This is a genomic window from Streptomyces mauvecolor (genome assembly GCF_039532965.1).
Lineage (GTDB): Bacteria > Actinomycetota > Actinomycetes > Streptomycetales > Streptomycetaceae > Streptomyces > Streptomyces violascens.
Genome location: NZ_BAAASQ010000008.1, coordinates 235,924 through 250,275, shown reverse-complemented (window position 1 = coordinate 250,275; position 14,352 = coordinate 235,924). Strand labels below are relative to the sequence as shown.

At 72.5% G+C, this 14,352-nt stretch carries 16 protein-coding genes; 8 read left to right on the top strand and 8 right to left on the bottom strand.

Annotated elements, in window-relative coordinates; translation table 11 throughout:
- Positions 1 to 43 precede the first annotated feature (43 nt).
- Positions 44 to 1,144: an L-cysteine desulfhydrase Cds1 gene (cds1, locus tag ABD346_RS09050; RefSeq protein WP_344373635.1), complete on the bottom strand. Its 1,101-nt coding sequence runs from the start codon at positions 1,142 to 1,144 to the stop codon at positions 44 to 46.
- 219 nt (positions 1,145 to 1,363) lie between these two features.
- On the opposite strand from cds1, the gene ABD346_RS09045 reads away from it, so the two are divergent.
- A complete protein-coding gene (locus ABD346_RS09045) occupies positions 1,364 to 1,693 on the top strand; it encodes a hypothetical protein (protein ID WP_344373634.1) in 330 nt (109 codons plus the stop codon).
- Between the two features lie 147 nt (positions 1,694 to 1,840).
- Positions 1,841 to 2,359 carry an ATP-binding protein gene (locus ABD346_RS09040; RefSeq protein WP_344373632.1) on the top strand — a complete coding sequence of 173 codons (519 nt, stop codon included), beginning with the start codon at positions 1,841 to 1,843 and terminating at the stop codon, positions 2,357 to 2,359.
- A gap of 22 nt (positions 2,360 to 2,381) precedes the next feature.
- Here ABD346_RS09040 and ABD346_RS09035 read toward each other — a convergent pair whose 3' ends face one another.
- From ABD346_RS09035 to ABD346_RS09025, 3 genes are read right to left on the bottom strand one after another with little or no spacing between them, the layout of a single operon-like run.
- Positions 2,382 to 4,937, bottom strand: coding sequence for an ABC transporter permease (locus ABD346_RS09035; RefSeq protein ID WP_344373630.1), 2,556 nt, complete (start codon positions 4,935 to 4,937; stop codon positions 2,382 to 2,384).
- Complete coding sequence (locus ABD346_RS09030) at positions 4,934 to 5,752, bottom strand: ABC transporter ATP-binding protein (protein WP_344373628.1); 819 nt, start codon at positions 5,750 to 5,752, stop codon at positions 4,934 to 4,936. The genes ABD346_RS09035 and ABD346_RS09030 overlap by 4 nt, the downstream gene beginning before the upstream one ends.
- Complete coding sequence (locus ABD346_RS09025; protein ID WP_344373627.1) at positions 5,749 to 6,036, bottom strand: SHOCT domain-containing protein; 288 nt, start codon at positions 6,034 to 6,036, stop codon at positions 5,749 to 5,751. Before ABD346_RS09025 ends, ABD346_RS09030 begins: the two co-directional genes overlap by 4 nt.
- 153 nt (positions 6,037 to 6,189) lie before the next feature.
- Here ABD346_RS09025 and ABD346_RS09020 point away from each other — a divergent pair, with 153 nt between their 5' ends.
- Genes ABD346_RS09020 through ABD346_RS09005 form a run of 4 tightly spaced genes read left to right on the top strand, consistent with a single transcriptional unit; the run spans position 6,190 to position 8,681 of the window.
- Positions 6,190 to 6,774 (top strand): TetR/AcrR family transcriptional regulator, encoded by a 585-nt coding sequence (locus tag ABD346_RS09020; protein WP_344373626.1) that lies wholly within the window; start codon positions 6,190 to 6,192, stop codon positions 6,772 to 6,774.
- A gap of 35 nt (positions 6,775 to 6,809) precedes the next feature.
- Positions 6,810 to 7,223, top strand: a complete 414-nt coding sequence (locus ABD346_RS09015; protein ID WP_344373625.1) for a (R)-mandelonitrile lyase — start codon at positions 6,810 to 6,812, stop codon at positions 7,221 to 7,223.
- A 10-nt stretch (positions 7,224 to 7,233) separates the two neighbouring features.
- Positions 7,234 to 7,803, top strand: coding sequence for a DUF4865 family protein (locus tag ABD346_RS09010; protein WP_344373624.1), 570 nt, complete (start codon positions 7,234 to 7,236; stop codon positions 7,801 to 7,803).
- Positions 7,797 to 8,681 (top strand): phosphotriesterase family protein, encoded by an 885-nt coding sequence (locus ABD346_RS09005; RefSeq protein WP_344373623.1) that lies wholly within the window; start codon positions 7,797 to 7,799, stop codon positions 8,679 to 8,681. The genes ABD346_RS09010 and ABD346_RS09005 overlap by 7 nt, the downstream gene beginning before the upstream one ends.
- Here ABD346_RS09005 and ABD346_RS09000 read toward each other — a convergent pair.
- Positions 8,669 to 9,889, bottom strand: coding sequence for an ROK family protein (locus ABD346_RS09000; RefSeq protein ID WP_344373622.1), 1,221 nt, complete (start codon positions 9,887 to 9,889; stop codon positions 8,669 to 8,671). The genes ABD346_RS09005 and ABD346_RS09000 overlap by 13 nt on opposite strands.
- Before the next feature lie 381 nt (positions 9,890 to 10,270).
- Between ABD346_RS09000 and ABD346_RS08995 the strand changes: the two genes are divergently transcribed.
- The gene (locus tag ABD346_RS08995) at positions 10,271 to 11,485 is read left to right on the top strand and encodes an MFS transporter (protein ID WP_344373621.1); all 1,215 of its coding nucleotides are present in this window, start codon (positions 10,271 to 10,273) and stop codon (positions 11,483 to 11,485) included.
- Positions 11,486 to 11,548: 63 nt separating this feature from the next.
- Here ABD346_RS08995 and ABD346_RS08990 read toward each other — a convergent pair whose 3' ends face one another.
- A complete protein-coding gene (locus ABD346_RS08990) occupies positions 11,549 to 11,953 on the bottom strand; it encodes a MarR family winged helix-turn-helix transcriptional regulator (RefSeq protein ID WP_344373620.1) in 405 nt (134 codons plus the stop codon).
- A gap of 160 nt (positions 11,954 to 12,113) precedes the next feature.
- Between ABD346_RS08990 and ABD346_RS08985 the strand changes: the two genes are divergently transcribed.
- The gene (locus tag ABD346_RS08985) at positions 12,114 to 12,401 is read left to right on the top strand and encodes a DUF6332 family protein (protein ID WP_344373619.1); all 288 of its coding nucleotides are present in this window, start codon (positions 12,114 to 12,116) and stop codon (positions 12,399 to 12,401) included.
- On the opposite strand, the gene ABD346_RS08980 is transcribed toward ABD346_RS08985, so the two are convergent.
- Both ABD346_RS08980 and ABD346_RS08975 read right to left on the bottom strand, forming a co-directional pair.
- A complete protein-coding gene (locus tag ABD346_RS08980) occupies positions 12,362 to 13,027 on the bottom strand; it encodes a response regulator (protein WP_344373618.1) in 666 nt (221 codons plus the stop codon). The genes ABD346_RS08985 and ABD346_RS08980 overlap by 40 nt on opposite strands.
- On the bottom strand, positions 13,024 to 14,286 hold the full coding sequence (locus tag ABD346_RS08975; protein WP_344373617.1) for a sensor histidine kinase: 1,263 nt from the start codon (positions 14,284 to 14,286) through the stop codon (positions 13,024 to 13,026). Before ABD346_RS08975 ends, ABD346_RS08980 begins: the two co-directional genes overlap by 4 nt.
- Positions 14,287 to 14,352 lie beyond the last annotated feature (66 nt).

Genomic DNA, 14,352 nt, shown 5'->3' with positions numbered 1-14,352 from the left:
GGCGCGGGGTCCCGCGCGGGCAGAAGGTCCCGTTCCGGACAGCTCAGCGGGCCGGCCAGACCCCGGTCTCCAGGAAGGTGTCGAGTGTCTCGGCGTACGGGGTGATGTCCAGGCCCTGCTCGGCGAGCCAGCTGTCCGAGTAGTACTTGTCGAGGTAGCGGTCGCCCGGGTCGCAGAGCAGGGTGACGATGCTGCCGGTGCGGCCCTCGGCGACCATCTCCGCGACGATCCGCAGCGCGCTCCACAGCCCGGTGCCGGTCGAGCCGCCCGCCTTGCGGCCGATCGCCTTCTCCAGGGCGCGTACGGCCGCGACGCTCGCCGCGTCCGGGACCTTCATCATCCGGTCGATGGCGCCGGGAACGAAGCTCGGCTCCATGCGGGGGCGGCCGATGCCCTCGATGCGCGAGCCGCAGTCGCTGGAGGCGAGCGGGTCTCCCTGGGTCCAGCCGTCGAAGAAGCAGGAGTTCTCCGGGTCGGGGACACAGATCATGGTGTCGTGCTGCATGTAGTGCACATAGCGCGCGATGGTGGCCGAGGTGCCGCCGGTGCCGGCCGTGGCGACGATCCAGGCGGGCTCGGGGTAGCGCTCCAACTTCAGCTGCTGGTAGATCGATTCGGCGATGTTGTTGTTGCCGCGCCAGTCGGTGGCCCGCTCCGCGTAGGTGAACTGGTCCATGTAGTGGCCGCCGGTCTCGGCGGCGAGCACCGCGGACTCCTCGTACATCTTCATCGAGTCGTCGACGAAGTGACACTGGCCGCCGTGGAATTCGATCAGGCGGCACTTCTCGGCGCTGGTGGTGCGGGGCATCACTGCGATGAACGGGACGCCGATCAGCTTGGCGAAATATGCCTCGGAGACGGCGGTGGAGCCGCTGGACGCCTCGATGACCGGCTTTCCCGGCCGGATCCAGCCATTGCACAGGCCGTACAGGAACAGCGAGCGGGCGAGGCGGTGCTTGAGGCTGCCGGTCGGATGCGTCGACTCGTCCTTGAGGTAGAGGTCGATGCCCCAGGCCTCGGGGAGGGGAAAGCGCAGGAGATGGGTGTCGGCGGAGCGGTTGGCATCGGCCTGGACCTTGCGCACGGCCTCCTTCAGCCACGCACGGTACTCCGGATCACTGCGGTCCACATCGATGGTTTCCATGCCACTCCTCGGTCGTGTCTGCGTGCCGCCCCCACGCTTGACAATACCCCTCTCACCTGCACAAACGTTCCCTTTGGGGATCCATAGGAGTGGCTTGTGGGGCGCCTGGTGGCCGTTGTACGACGCTGGCCCGGACCCGATCCTCCGCGCGCCCTGGTGCGTAGGCTCGTCGTTGTGCAGACTGCCCACCAGGAACGATGCGAAGGGGGCCGGACGGTCATGGCGGAACCCGAGTTCAGTGCGAAGGGCGTACGGATCGAGCGGTGGACCCGTTCGCTGACCCGAGCGGGCCAGGTGCTGATCAAGGACGGCCGGCTCGCCCTGCTCACCAGCAACGGGCGGGAGATCGACAGCGCGCCCGTCGACACGGTCAGCGCGGCGCGCCCCAGGCTGCCCTGGCTCGCCAAGGAGGACCGCACGGTGGCGCGGCTGAACGGCACCCGTTACCGCTTGACGATGGGCGAGGAGCCGGGCCGTTCGCGCGGCCCCGATCTGACCCAGCGGTTCCTGCAGGCCATCCGGCAGACGACGCACGGCGCGCACGGCTGAAACGCGTGGGGCCCGGGGTGGAGTTGCGGAGTACGAACCCTTGGGCCACCCTGGTGTCACATCACTGAGGGTTTACCGGCGGTGACGCTCTGGGCAGGCCGCCGGACCAGACAGCAACTTCCGGACCTCATTCGGGGAGTCGCAACCGTGATCAGCCAGCCAAGCAGGCAGTGCACGGTGGAGCTCCAAGCCCTGCCGTCGCGGATCGGACAGGTCCGCAGAATCGTATCGGCGCAGTTGCGCTACTGGCATCTGGACCCGTTGATAGACGAGGCGGCGCTCGGCGTCACCGAGTTGCTCACCAATGTTCACCGGCATGCCGAGCCGGACAAGATGTGCACCGTGGAGATCGAGCTGCTGCTCGACCGGCTCACCATCTCCGTCCACGACCACGATCCGACGCTGCCCGCTCTGCGGGACGCCGACGCGCTCGCCACCAACGGCCGCGGTCTCGCCCTGATTGCGGCGGTCAGCGACAGCTGGGGGGTGCGCCTGGAAGGCGAGTCCGGCAAGGCCGTGTGGTTCACGCTCGCCGCGCCCTCCCCCGCTGCGGCCCTGCCGCCGTACCCGCTGTACGCGGCGACGTCCGGCACTCCTTTCACAGAACCGCGGCCCTCGCGCGCAGCGCGTGGACGGGCCGCCGCCCGGTCTCCCATCGCGGGCTGACCGGGCGGAACGGTGTCGGGCGCTATTCGGTCGCGATCGCACGGAGCACGTCGAGCCGCGCCGCCCGGCGCGCGGGACGCAAGCCCGCCACCGCACCGGCCAGCAGGCCGACGAGGGCGACCACCGTCAACTGGAGCGGCGGCAGCGCGAAGGCGCTGGTGCCGGCCGAGTCGGACGCCTTGACGAGCACCCAGCCGAGGAAGGCGCCGAGCCCGAGCCCGCCCGCCGTGCCGAACGCGGCCACCAGGACCGACTCCCAGCGGACCATGGCCCGCAGCTGGGCCCGGGTCTGGCCGACGGCGCGCAGCAGCCCGAGTTCCCGGGTGCGTTCGTGGACGGCGAGGGTGAGGGTGTTGGCGATGCCGAGCAGGGCGATGACGACGGCGAGCGCGAGCAGGGCGTAGACCAGGGTGAGCATCATGTCGATGCCGCTCGCCGAGGAGGCGGCGTACTCGGCGCGGGTCTGCACCTCGGGGTTGCCGTACGCGGCGGCTGTCCGCTCGACCGCCTTCTTGCCGTCGGCGAGCGGGACGCCGGGCCTGAACGCGACCGCCACCAGGCTGTCGGAGTCCTGGACGCGGTGCGGGGCCCAGGCCTCGCGGGTGAGCAGGTAGTCGCCCGCCAGGTCCTTCTCGGCGTACACGGCGCGGACCGTGAAGGTCTGCTTCTGTCCGTCGGGAAAGGTGAGTCGGGCCGTGGAACCGGGGTGCCAGCCCTTCTTGCCGGCTTCGTCTGCGGAGACCGCGAGGCCGTTGGCTCCGAGGCCGGCGAGCGAGCCCTGCACCGCACCCAGGTCGAGCACGCCGGAGAGTTTCGCCGGGTCGGTGACGGTCAGGGCGCGCCCGCCGCCGTCGACGTCCGCGACGCCCTTGCCGAGCCCGACGGCTGTCTTCACCTCGGGCAACTTGCCGACGGCAGGCGCCAGTCGGGGGCTGATGCCCGCGCCGCCCGCGCCGAATGCCCTGGCACTGACGGCGACATCGCCCGCGAAGGACTTGGACACCGTCTGGTTCATGGTCGTCTTCAGCGAGGCTCCGAACACGGTGAACAGGGAGACGACCGCGACGCCGATCATCAGTGCGGTCGCGGTGGCGGCGGTGCGCTTGGGGCTGCGCAGCGCGTTGCGCCGGGCGAGCGAGCCGGTGATGCCCCGCACCTTGTCGAGCGGGCCGCCGAGGAGACGTACGGCGTAGGTGGACGCGACGGGGCCGAGGACTACGAACGCGGCCAGGGTCAGCACCGCGCCGACACCCGCGAGCAGCACGTTCGGGCCGGTGAGCACTCCGGCAAGGGTGACCGCGATACCGGCCGGGAGCAGGATGCCGCCGGTGATTTCGCGTCCGGGGGAGGCGCCGGACTGGTCTACGGCCGTTTCGCGCAGCGCGGCCAGCGGTGCGGTGCGCCCGGCCCGCACCGCGGGCAGCAGCGCCGAGCCGAGGCAGACCAGGACGCCGACGGCGATCGGGAGGGCGACGGAGAGCCAGCCGATCACCAAGTCCCCGCCGGGGAAAGGGAATCCGATGGCCGGGAAGAGCGCCTGAAGTCCGGCCGCGATGGCGATGCCGGCGAGCACGCCGACCGCCGATGCCGCGATCGCGACGGCCGTTGCTTCGGCGAGCGTGGCGGCGACGACCTGCCGCCGGGCGGCGCCGAGCGCGCGGAGCAGGGCGTTCTCGCGGGTGCGCTGGGCGACGACGATGGCGAAGGTGTTGTGGATGGAGAAGGTCGCGACGAGCAGGGCGATGCCGGAGAAGACGAGCAGGAGGGTGGTGAACAGGTCGAGGAACATTCCGGCGACCATGTCGAGGCTCTCGGCCGACGCGGCCTTGCCGGTGATGGCCTCAACTTTGGTCGGCAGTACGGGAGTCAGCCTGTCGACGAGTTGCCGCTGGCTGATGCCCGGGCCCGCGCGGACGGCGATGGAGGAGGCCTCGCCGGGCTTGGGGGTGAGGTACTTCTCCGCGTCGGCCAGGGTCATTCCGGCGTAGGTGACCTGCCCCATGCCGTCCTGGCCGCCGAAGGTGGCGATGCCGACGATGCGCACGGTGACGGGGTCCGGGGCGCGCAGCACGGTGGTGTCGCCGAGCTTGAGGCCGCCTTTGTCGGCGGCGCCCCGGTTGACGACGACCTCGCCGGGTGCCTGCGGGGCGCGACCCTGGGCCAGTTGATACGGGTTGAGCCTCGGGTCGGTGATCCAGTTCCCGGCGCGGGTGGGCGGACCCTGGCCGCCGATGGGTTTGTGGTCGGCGCCGGCGAGCTGGCCCGAGCCCTCGACGACCGGGACGGCGGCCGCGACGCCGGGAGTGCCCTGGATCTTCGTGATGAGGGAGGTGTCGACGCGTCGGCGGCTGCCCTGGCCCTGTCCGGAGACGGTGACGACATCGGTGCTGCGGACGACGGCGTCCGTGCCGCCGTTGGCGCCGGCGAAGAGGGTGTCGAAGCTCGCGCGGAGGGTGTCGCCCATGACGAGCGTCCCGGCGAGGAAGGAGACGCCGAGCAGGACGGCGACGAACGTGCCCGCGAAGCGGCGCTTGTGGGAACGCAGGGAGTTGAGGCTGAGACGCAGTGAGGCGTTCATGTCCCTCGCTTCCCCGGGGAGTTGACGCCATCCGGGCTCTGCGCGAGAAGCCGCGCCCGGTCGCCGTCCTCGCTCTGCGAGAGCAGGCGCATACGGTCGAGTACGCGCTCCGCGGTGGGGTCGGGCATCCGGTCGACGAGGCGGCCGTCGGCGAGGAAGAGCACCTCGTCCGCGTGGGCGGCGGCGACCGGGTCGTGGGTGACCATGACGACGGTGCGGGCGGTCTGACGCACGGTCCGGCCGAGCAGGCTCAGGACTTCCTCGCCGGAGCGCGAGTCGAGGTTTCCGGTCGGCTCGTCCGCGAAGACGACGTCCGGGCGGCCGGCGAAGGCGCGGGCCACGGCGACGCGTTGCTGCTGGCCGCCGGAGAGTTCGCCGGGGCGGTGGTGCAGGCGGTCCCGGAGGCCGACGGTGTCGACGAGCGCCTCGATCCACTCGCGGTCGCCGCGCTGCCCCGCGAGGTCGAGGGGCAGCGTGATGTTCTCGGCGACGGTGAGCGTGGGGATCAGGTTGAAGGCCTGGAAGACGAAGCCGACGCGTTCGCGGCGCAGCAGGGTGAGCCTGCGGTCGTCGAGCGCGCTCAGGTCGGTGTCGCCGATGAAGGCGGAACCGGCGCTGAGGGTGTCGAGCCCTGCGGCGCAGTGCATGAGGGTGGACTTGCCGGAGCCCGAGGGCCCCATGATCGCGGTGAAGCGTCCGGCGTGGAAGCCGACGCTCACCCCGTCCAGGGCCCTCACTTCGGTGTCACCGGTGCCGTACACCTTCACGGCGTCGACGACCCGGGCGGCGGGGGCGGTGCGGACGGCGGTGCTCATGCCGCACCGCCCTTGCCCACAGGGGTGAGGTTCGTCCGTCCGAAGTGCTCCTCCAGGACGGAGATCCGGCGCCAGTACTCCTCCTCGTCGATCTCGCCGGCCGCGAACCGGCGGCCGAGGACGGTCAGGGGCGAGCGGTCGTCCAGGGGCGGGCGCCACGGTCCGCGGCGGCCCCGCCAACCGGTGCGGCGCAGCACCGTGACGACGGCGAGGATCACGGCTGCCCAGACCAGCGGGACGAAGAAGATCCAGGGTCCGGGACCTGCGTAGGCCAGGGTGTTCATCTCGGTCAGCTCCCTCGGTGGGGGTGGTTCCTCGGTGCTTCGAGCCTCCCGCCGCAAGGGGGTCCGAGTCGTCGTACGGTCAGCGGCAGTCGGCATACCCCGCAGGGAGCAGATCGGGTTCCGACGACTGCGCTGGATTCTGTACCTACTGGTATGTACAGTGGCTTCATGAGCACTCCGGAGCGTCTGATCGAAGCCACCCGCGAGCTGTTGTGGGAGCGCGGTTACGTAGGCACCAGCCCGAAGGCCATCCAGCAGCAGGCGGGCGCGGGGCAGGGCAGCATGTACCACCACTTCGCGGGCAAGCCCGATCTGGCGCTCGCGGCGATCCGGCGCACCGCCGAGGAGATGCGCCGCGCCGCCGAGGCCACGCTCGGGGGCGGCGGCACGGCGTACGAGCGGATCTCGGCGTATCTGCTGCGCGAGCGCGATGTGCTGCGCGGCTGCCCGGTCGGGCGCCTCACCATGGACCCCGAGATCATCGCCAGCGCCGAGCTGCGCGCTCCGGTCGACGAGACGCTCGACTGGCTGCGCGGCCGGCTCGCCGAGATCGTCCAAGAGGGCCTGGCTCAGGGCGAGTTCGCCCCTCATCTGGTGCCGGGCGAGATCGCCGCGGCCGTGGTGGCGACTGTCCAGGGCGGCTACGTCCTGGCCCGCGCCTCCGGCTCGCCCGTCGCCTTCGACGCGGGTGTGCGCGGACTGCTCTCCCTGCTCGCCCCTGCCGACACAACCCAGTGACCACTGCCAACCACCCAGCGAAGGAACGGTCGTACGTGCACATCACTCGCCAGCGCCCCGACACCCGGACCGGACCGGCCGACAACTTCACGGGCACGGTCTGGCTCGACGAGATCGCGGCGCCGCAACCCCCTTCCCGGATAAGGATGGTCAGCGTCCACTTCGCCCCGGGGGCCCGCACCGCCTGGCACCGCCACCCGCACGGCCAGGTCCTGCATGTGACCGAGGGCGAGGGTCTGGTGCAGCGCCGGGGCGGTGCGATCGAGCCGATCCGGGCGGGCGACACGGTCTGGATCGAGCCGGACGAGTGGCACTGGCACGGCGCCGGGCCTCGCACGTTCATGACGCATCTCGCGGTCGTGGAAGCGGCCGCCGACGGCACGACCATCGAGTGGGACTGCCATGTCGGAGCCGACACATACCCGGCCGTGACCGGCCCCGCCGCCTGAGGAGTACGCGATGCACGCCATGCAGTACGAGATCACGCTGCCCGCCGACTACGACATGGAGATCATCCGCAAGCGGGTCGCCACCCGGGGCCACCTCCTGGACGACTTTCCCGGGCTCGGCCTCAAGGCGTATCTGATGCGCGAGCGCCGAACCGGATCGCCGGTCAACTCCTATGCTCCGTTCTACCTTTGGGCCACTCCCGAGGGCATGAACTCCTTCCTGTGGGGCCCCGGTTTCCAGGGGATCGTCGACGACTTCGGGCGTCCGCAGGTGAGGCACTGGACGGGCCTGGCTTACGCGGAGGGGCCCGCGTCCGGGGCCGTGCCGACCACGGCGACCCGGCTTCGCCTGCCCGTGCCGGAGGGCGTCGAGCCGGCGCGCTTCGTGGCGGACGAGGCGGCTCGGGCGCTGGACCCCGGGGTGGTGGCCTGCGCCGTGGCCATCGATCCGAGCCGCTGGGAGCTGGTGCGGTTCACTCTCTGGGAGCAGTCCGATCCTCCGGCGCAAGGCGACCGGTTCCAGGTGCTGCACCTGTCGCAGCCCGGGCGCGCGGGGCTGCGGTCGGGGCGGCAGTGGTGAGCGCGGCGCACACGGTGCTCGGCGAGGTTCCGGCCGACCGGCTCGGCGTCGTCGACGCGCACGACCATCTGTTCATCCGCAGCCCGCTGTTGCCGGGTCAGGAACTGGACGATATCGGGCACGCGGTCGCCCGGCTCACCGCCTTCGGTGCGCTCGGCGGCGGCACGGTGGTGCAGTGGACGCCGTACGGCATGGGGCGGCGGATCGCCGAACTTCCCGCGCTGTCGCGGGAGTCGGGGGTGCACATCATCGCCGCCACCGGACTGCACCAAGCCGCCCATTATCCGGGCGAGTTGCTCGATTCGGTACGCGACCGGCTGGCCGAGCTCTTCGTGGTCGAGCTGATCGAGGGCATCGGCGACACAGGGGTCCGGGCGGGTCTGATCAAGGTGGCGGGCGGCTTCCACGGGCTCGACGAGCACGCCACGCTCACGATGCGGGCCGCCGCCGAGGCGCACCGCCGCACGGGCGCGCCGATCGCCGTCCACCTGGAGCTGGGCACGGGTGTGCTCGATGTACTCGACCTGCTGTGCGGGGAGTTGGAGGTGCCGCCCGGGTCGGTGATCCTCGGGCACCTCAACCGCTCACCCGACTTCGCCGTGCACCGCCTGGCCGCCGAAGCGGGAGCCAACCTCGCCTTCGACGGGCCGTCGCGGGCCAACCACGCCACCGACTGGCGGATGCCGGACGCACTGCGGGCGCTCGCGGACGCGGGCTTCGCCGACCGGCTCCTGCTGGGCGGGGACACCGTGACCCCGGACACCCCCGGCATGCCGTATCTGCTGCGCCGGGTACGACCGAGGCTCGAACTCGCCCTGGGCGAAGGGGTGTTGGAGCAGATCCTGGTCGCCAATCCGGCGCGGGTCTACGCCTGGTGAGTGAGCGCGCCGAGCGGGTCGTCGAGCACCGGCTGCCAGGCCAGCTCGGCCGCTCCGACCAGGCTGTTGTGGTCGAGGGAGCAGGCAAGGATGGGTACGCCGCCGCTCTGGCCCCACAGGCTGCGGTCGGCCACGACGGCCCGCAGCCGGTCCGGGTCCGCCTCCAGGAGCGCCTTGTGCAGGCCGCCGAGGATGATCCGGTCGGGGTTGAGGATGTTGACGAGTCCGGCGAGGCCGAGGCCGAGCCGGTCGATGAGCTCCTCGGCGGCGTGCCGGATCGTGACGTCCGCGTACTCGTGACGCAGCAGGGCCCGTGACTGTTCGAGGAGCGACACCTCGGGTCCGGGCGTGCGGCCCGCAGCCGTGAGGAAGGCGAGCGGGTCGGCCTCGACGTCGAGGCAGCCGCGGCTGCCGCAGTAGCAGGGGCGGCCGTCCGGGTTGACGGTGAGGTGGCCGACCTCCAGGGCCAGGCCCGAACTCCCGCTGTGCAGACGGCCGTCGAGGACGAGCGCGCCGCCGACGCCTCGGTGGCCGGTGGCGACGCAGAGCAGGTGCTGAGCGCCGCGGCCCGCGCCGTGCCGGTGCTCGGCGAGGGCGGCGAGGTTGACGTCGTTGCCGGTGAAGGCGGGGCCCGTGATGCCGGCCGCCCGGACGCGTTCGGCGAAGATCTCGCGCACCGGGGAGCCGGCGGGCCAGGCCAGGTGGAGCGGGTTGAGCGCGGTGCCCTCGGGTTCGGCGACGGCGGAGGGGACGGCGAGGCCCGCGCCCACGCAGCGGCGGCCGGTGCCCTTGAGGAGGGCCGCGCCCGCGTCGACGACCTCGCCAAGGACCTGGGCGGGATCGGCCGAGACGATCACACAGCCGGGGTCGGTGGCGACGATCTCGCCGCCGAGGCCCACGAGCGCGGCCCGGTAGCCGTCGGCGTGCACCTGCGCGGCGAGCGCGACGGGCCCGGTGTCGTTGACGGCGAGCCGGTGCGAGGGGCGGCCCTGGGAGCCGGCCGCGGCGGGCCGGGAGTCGACCTGGATCAGGCCGAGCGCTTCGAGCTCGGCGGCGACCGCGCCGGCGGTGGCGCGGGTGACGCCCAGCTCGGCGGTGAGCACGGCGCGGGTCGGGGCGCGGCCGGTATGCACCAGTTCGAGTGCGGGGCCGAGTGCGCTGCGGCCCCTCTCCAGCCTGGTCCGGGTGGTCGTCGCCTTGCCGTTCATGGGGGCGAGTCTCCCATGATCCCGACGGAACCGGTTCTTCCGGCAGTTGGCCGGCGACAGGTCCGGCGTGGCGGCCACTCCCGGGGGCTCCGCCCCCGGACCCCGGGGATGCCCCACTCCGCCCCTTCCCGAAACCCGCCGGGGGCGAGGGGGAAGGGGAAGGTCCGTTCCTGGGGCTCCGCCCCAGACCCCGTAGCGCGCCTGAAGGGCGCTCGGCCTCGAACTCCGGACAGGCTGAAGGCGCCTGTATCCGGCGCCGCCGGTGGCGCGGGAAACTGCGCGACAGCCACGCACGGCCCGCGGCCGAAGCCCCCGCCCCGGGAGGGGACCGCCGCCCCGACCCGGTTGATGCACCCACCCCACCACCCCTATCCTGACTTTGTGCCGCTACTAAACAAAGTCCGGACGGCCGCTCCGGGGGGACCTGGCGACAACACCGCCGCACCCTCCCTGTCCCGCCTCCGCACCGCCCTGACCGTGTTCTTCGCCCTCGACGGCTTCCTCTTCGCCGGCTGGGTGGTCCGCATCCCCGCGATCAAGCAGCAGACCGGAGCCTCCGCGGGCGAGCTGGGGCTCGCCCTGCTCGGTGTGTCCGCCGGGGCGGTGGTGACGATGGTGCTGACCGGCCGGCTGTGCCGCCGGTTCGGCAGCCATCCGGTGACCGTCGTCTGCGGCGCGCTGATGGCGCTGGCCATCGCACTGCCGCCAGGGACCCACTCCGCGCTCGCGCTCGGCCTGGTGCTGCTGGTGTTCGGCGCCGCGTACGGCGGCATCAACGTGGCGATGAACAGCGCGGCCGTGGACCTGGTCGCGGCGCTGCGCCGCCCGGTGATGCCGAGCTTCCACGCGGCGTTCAGCCTCGGCGGAATGGTCGGCGCGGGCGTCGGCGCGCTGGTCGCATCCACCCTCTCCCCCAGCGCGCACCTGCTGGCCCTGACCGGAGTCGGCCTCGCGGTGACCGCACTGGCCGGGCGGGTGCTGCTGCGCCATCCGGCGCCGGTGCACGCGAGCACACCCCACACCCAGGAGCGCCGTCCCGACGGACGGTCCCGGCGTCTGGTGCTGCTCTTCGGCGTGATCGCGCTGTGCACGGCGTACGGCGAGGGCGCGATGGCGGACTGGGGCGCTCTGCACCTGGAGCAGGACCTGTCCGCCGCACCCGGCGTCGCGGCCGTGGGCTACTCGCTGTTCGCCCTGGCCATGACGGCCGGCCGGCTCTCCGGCACAGCGCTGCTCGAACGGCTCGGCCAGACTCGCACCCTGGTGGCGGGTGGGCTCACGGCCAGTGCCGGGATGCTGCTCGGCGCGCTCGCCCCGACGGTGTGGCTCGCCCTTGCCGGCTTCGCCGTGATGGGTGTCGGCCTCGCCAACATCTTCCCGGTCGCCGTCGCGAGGGCGGGCGCGCTCGCCGGGCCCGGCGGGGTGGCCGCGGCCTCCACGCTCGGCTACGGCGGCATGCTGCTCGGGCCGCCCGCGATCGGGCTGCTCGCCGAGTGGTCGTCACTGCCGGTCGCCCTGACCACGGTCGCGGCCCTGTCCGCGGGCGCCGCGCTCATCGGCTACACCGCACGGCACACCACGGCGTCCCGGCCCTGATCCAAGCCAAAGCATCAACCCGTCACTCCGGCACGGCAGTTGACCGCAACGGTGCTCCACCGCCTACCGCTCGGCCCGGCTCCCGAGCATCCGGGCGAGCACCTCGCGCTGGAGCGGCAGCACCTCGGCGTGGCGGGACCGGCCGGAATCGGTGATCTCCACGCTCACCCCGCGCCGGTCCTCGCTGCACATCCCCCGCGTGACCAGGCCGTCCTTCTCCAGGCGGCCGATCAGGCGGGACAGCGCGCTCTGGCTCAGATGGATGCACGAGGCCAGCTCCTGCACGCGGAACGCGCAGTGCGGCTCGCCCTTGCGCCCCTCGGCCAAGATGTCCAGGACCTCGAAGTCGCTCGCGCCGAGCCCGTACGCATGGAGCTCGCGGTCGAGTTCGCACGTGGTGCGCGCATGGAGCGCGAGGAGCTCCCGCCATTCCGCCACGAGCAGGCGCTCGGTCTTCTCAGCTGCCATGTCGGCACGGTAGCAGAGCCGCGCGATTGTGTTGCATGGACATTAAATGCGCTCGCATTCAATGCATGCACATGTAATCTCGGCCAAGCAAGCACCGGGGGGAGGGACGGCCGGCGGGCGATGGTTGCTCACCGGCCGTCCCTGCTGTGAAACTTCGCGCATGGGGACACGGAGTGGGGCCGAGCGGGACGCCATCACGATCGAGATCGGATACGCGCTGGTCAGTGCCCTGTTCGCGGCCGGCCTGGTGTTCGGCGCGATCGGTGGCTCCGGCTACGCCCTCGAACTGCCGCACCCCCTGCGGCGCGTACTGCTGCTCATCGGCGGCGCCTGCGCTCTCGTCGTCTTCGTCTGGCGGACCGTGCACGTCCTGTGGCGCTTTCCGTACGGGGCCGGCCGCGGCGCGCGTCAGCCCAGCCAGCCGGGGCGCACCAGACCCGACTCGTAGGCCAGAACGACCAGTTGGGCCCGGTCGCGGGCGCCGAGCTTCACCATCGCTCGGCTGACGTGGGTCTTCGCGGTCAGCGGGCTGACGACGAGGCGGCGGGCGATCTCGTCGTTGGAGAGCCCGATGCCGACCAGGGCCATCACCTCCCGCTCGCGCTCGGTGAGTTCGGCCAGGGTGTCGGCGGCGGCCGGCTCCTTGGAGCGCGCGGCGAACTCGGCGATCAGCCGCCGGGTCACCCCGGGCGAGAGCAGCGCGTCGCCGTCGACCACGGCCCTGACCGCGCGCAGCAGTTCCTCCGGCTCGGTGTCCTTCACGAGGAAGCCGGAGGCACCGGCGCGGATCGCCTCGAAGACGTACTCGTCGAGCTCGAAGGTGGTGAGCATGACGACCTTCACGGCGGCCAGGTCCGGGTCGGACGTGATCCGGCGGGTGGTGGCGAGGCCGTCGAGCCGGGGCATCCGGATGTCCATCAGGACGATGTCCGGCCGCAGTTGGCGCACCAGGCCCAACGCCTCCTCGCCGTCGGCGGCCTCCCCCACCACCTCGATGTCGTCCTGGGCGTCGAGCAGCGCCCGGAACCCGGCGCGCACCAGGAGCTGGTCGTCGGCTAGCAGTACGCGGATCAAGGGGTCTCCTTCGGGTGGGCGGCCAGCGGAAGCCGGGCGGTCACGCGGAAGCCGCCGCCCGCGACCGGTCCCGCGTCGATCGTGCCACCGAGCGCGGCCGCCCGCTCCCGCATGCCGATCAGGCCGTTTCCGCTACCGCCCGCGTCACCGCCGGACGGGGGTCCGTCGTCGTCGACGCGGAGGAGCAGGGCGCCGGGTTCATAGCCGACCGCGACTCGTGCGGTGCGCGCCGCGGAGTGGCGTACGACGTTGGTGAGGGCCTCCTGCACGATGCGGAAGGCGGCCAGGTCGGCGCCGGGCGGAAGGGCCTCGGGCCTGCCGGTGGTCGTGGTCTCGACGGCGAGTCCGGCGCTCGCGGCCTGCTCGACGAGTTCGGGGAGCCTCTCCAGGCCGGGGGCCGGGGAACGTGGCGCCTCGCCCGGCGCGCGCAGCGTCTCCAGGACCTGGCGCACCTCGCCGAGCGCCTCTTTGCTCGCGGACTTGATGGTGGTCAGCGCCGTGCGGGCCTGCTCGGGGTCGGAGTCGAGCAGCGCCAGGCCGACGCCGGCCTGGACGTTGATGACGGAGATGCTGTGGGCGAGCACGTCGTGCAGTTCGCGGGCGATCCGCATCCGCTCCTCGTCGGCCCGCCGCTTCGCCGCGGCGGCCCGCCCCGCTCGCTCCCTGGCCCACTGTTCCCTTCGGACGCGCACGAGTTCGGCGACCGCGACGATCGCCACCGCCCAGGCGGCGATGCCCACTTCCTGGCCCCAGGGCGCGGCTGAGTCGCCCGACGGGGGCAGCCAGCGGTAGAGCCAGTGGGCCACCAGGAGGTGCCCGAGCCAGAGCATGGCGATCGCGCCCCAGGCCTGGCGGCGGTGTCCGGCGATGACCGCGGTGAAGCAGCCGACCATGACGGGCAGGAAGACCGGGCCGTAGGGATATCCGGCGCCGAGGTAGACCATGGCGGCTGCCGAGGCGGCGAAGACGGCGACGACCGGGTGGCGCAGGCGGATCAGGAGCACCGCGCAACTGGCGACGAGGAGCACATGGGCGAAGGCGTCGAGCGGGGCCCGGCCGGCCTGGGAGTGCTCGGCGAAGTGGGAGCCGACCAGGACGAACACGGTGAGCGCGGCCGTCGACAGCCACGGCAGCCGGGGACCGGGCCGGTCCTCGTCGTCCGGCCCCTGCACCCAGCGCCGCACGAAGGGCGGCGGCCCCTCCTGGTGCCGGGGCGGACCGCCGCGGCCGGTGGCGCGCGGTGACTGCTGCTCTTCCATACCGGCCACGCTAGACCGGGGGCGGTGGCCGGGGCGTCAGCCGTGCGAGGTGATCACACGTACTCC

Bases quoted from the DNA above. Each gene is read 5' to 3' on its own strand.
- ABD346_RS09020 (WP_344373626.1), top strand. From the start codon at position 6,190: ATGTACAGTGGCTTCATGAGCACTCCGGAGCGTCTGATCGAAGCCACC.
- cds1 (WP_344373635.1), bottom strand. From the start codon at position 1,144: ATGGAAACCATCGATGTGGACCGCAGTGATCCGGAGTACCGTGCGTGG.
- ABD346_RS09000 (WP_344373622.1), bottom strand. From the start codon at position 9,889: ATGAACGGCAAGGCGACGACCACCCGGACCAGGCTGGAGAGGGGCCGC.
- ABD346_RS08985 (WP_344373619.1), top strand. From the start codon at position 12,114: ATGGGGACACGGAGTGGGGCCGAGCGGGACGCCATCACGATCGAGATC.
- ABD346_RS09010 (WP_344373624.1), top strand. From the start codon at position 7,234: ATGCACGCCATGCAGTACGAGATCACGCTGCCCGCCGACTACGACATG.
- ABD346_RS09045 (WP_344373634.1), top strand. From the start codon at position 1,364: ATGGCGGAACCCGAGTTCAGTGCGAAGGGCGTACGGATCGAGCGGTGG.
- ABD346_RS08990 (WP_344373620.1), bottom strand. From the start codon at position 11,953: ATGGCAGCTGAGAAGACCGAGCGCCTGCTCGTGGCGGAATGGCGGGAG.
- ABD346_RS09030 (WP_344373628.1), bottom strand. From the start codon at position 5,752: ATGAGCACCGCCGTCCGCACCGCCCCCGCCGCCCGGGTCGTCGACGCC.
- ABD346_RS09025 (WP_344373627.1), bottom strand. From the start codon at position 6,036: ATGAACACCCTGGCCTACGCAGGTCCCGGACCCTGGATCTTCTTCGTC.
- ABD346_RS08975 (WP_344373617.1), bottom strand. From the start codon at position 14,286: ATGGAAGAGCAGCAGTCACCGCGCGCCACCGGCCGCGGCGGTCCGCCC.
- ABD346_RS09035 (WP_344373630.1), bottom strand. From the start codon at position 4,937: ATGAACGCCTCACTGCGTCTCAGCCTCAACTCCCTGCGTTCCCACAAG.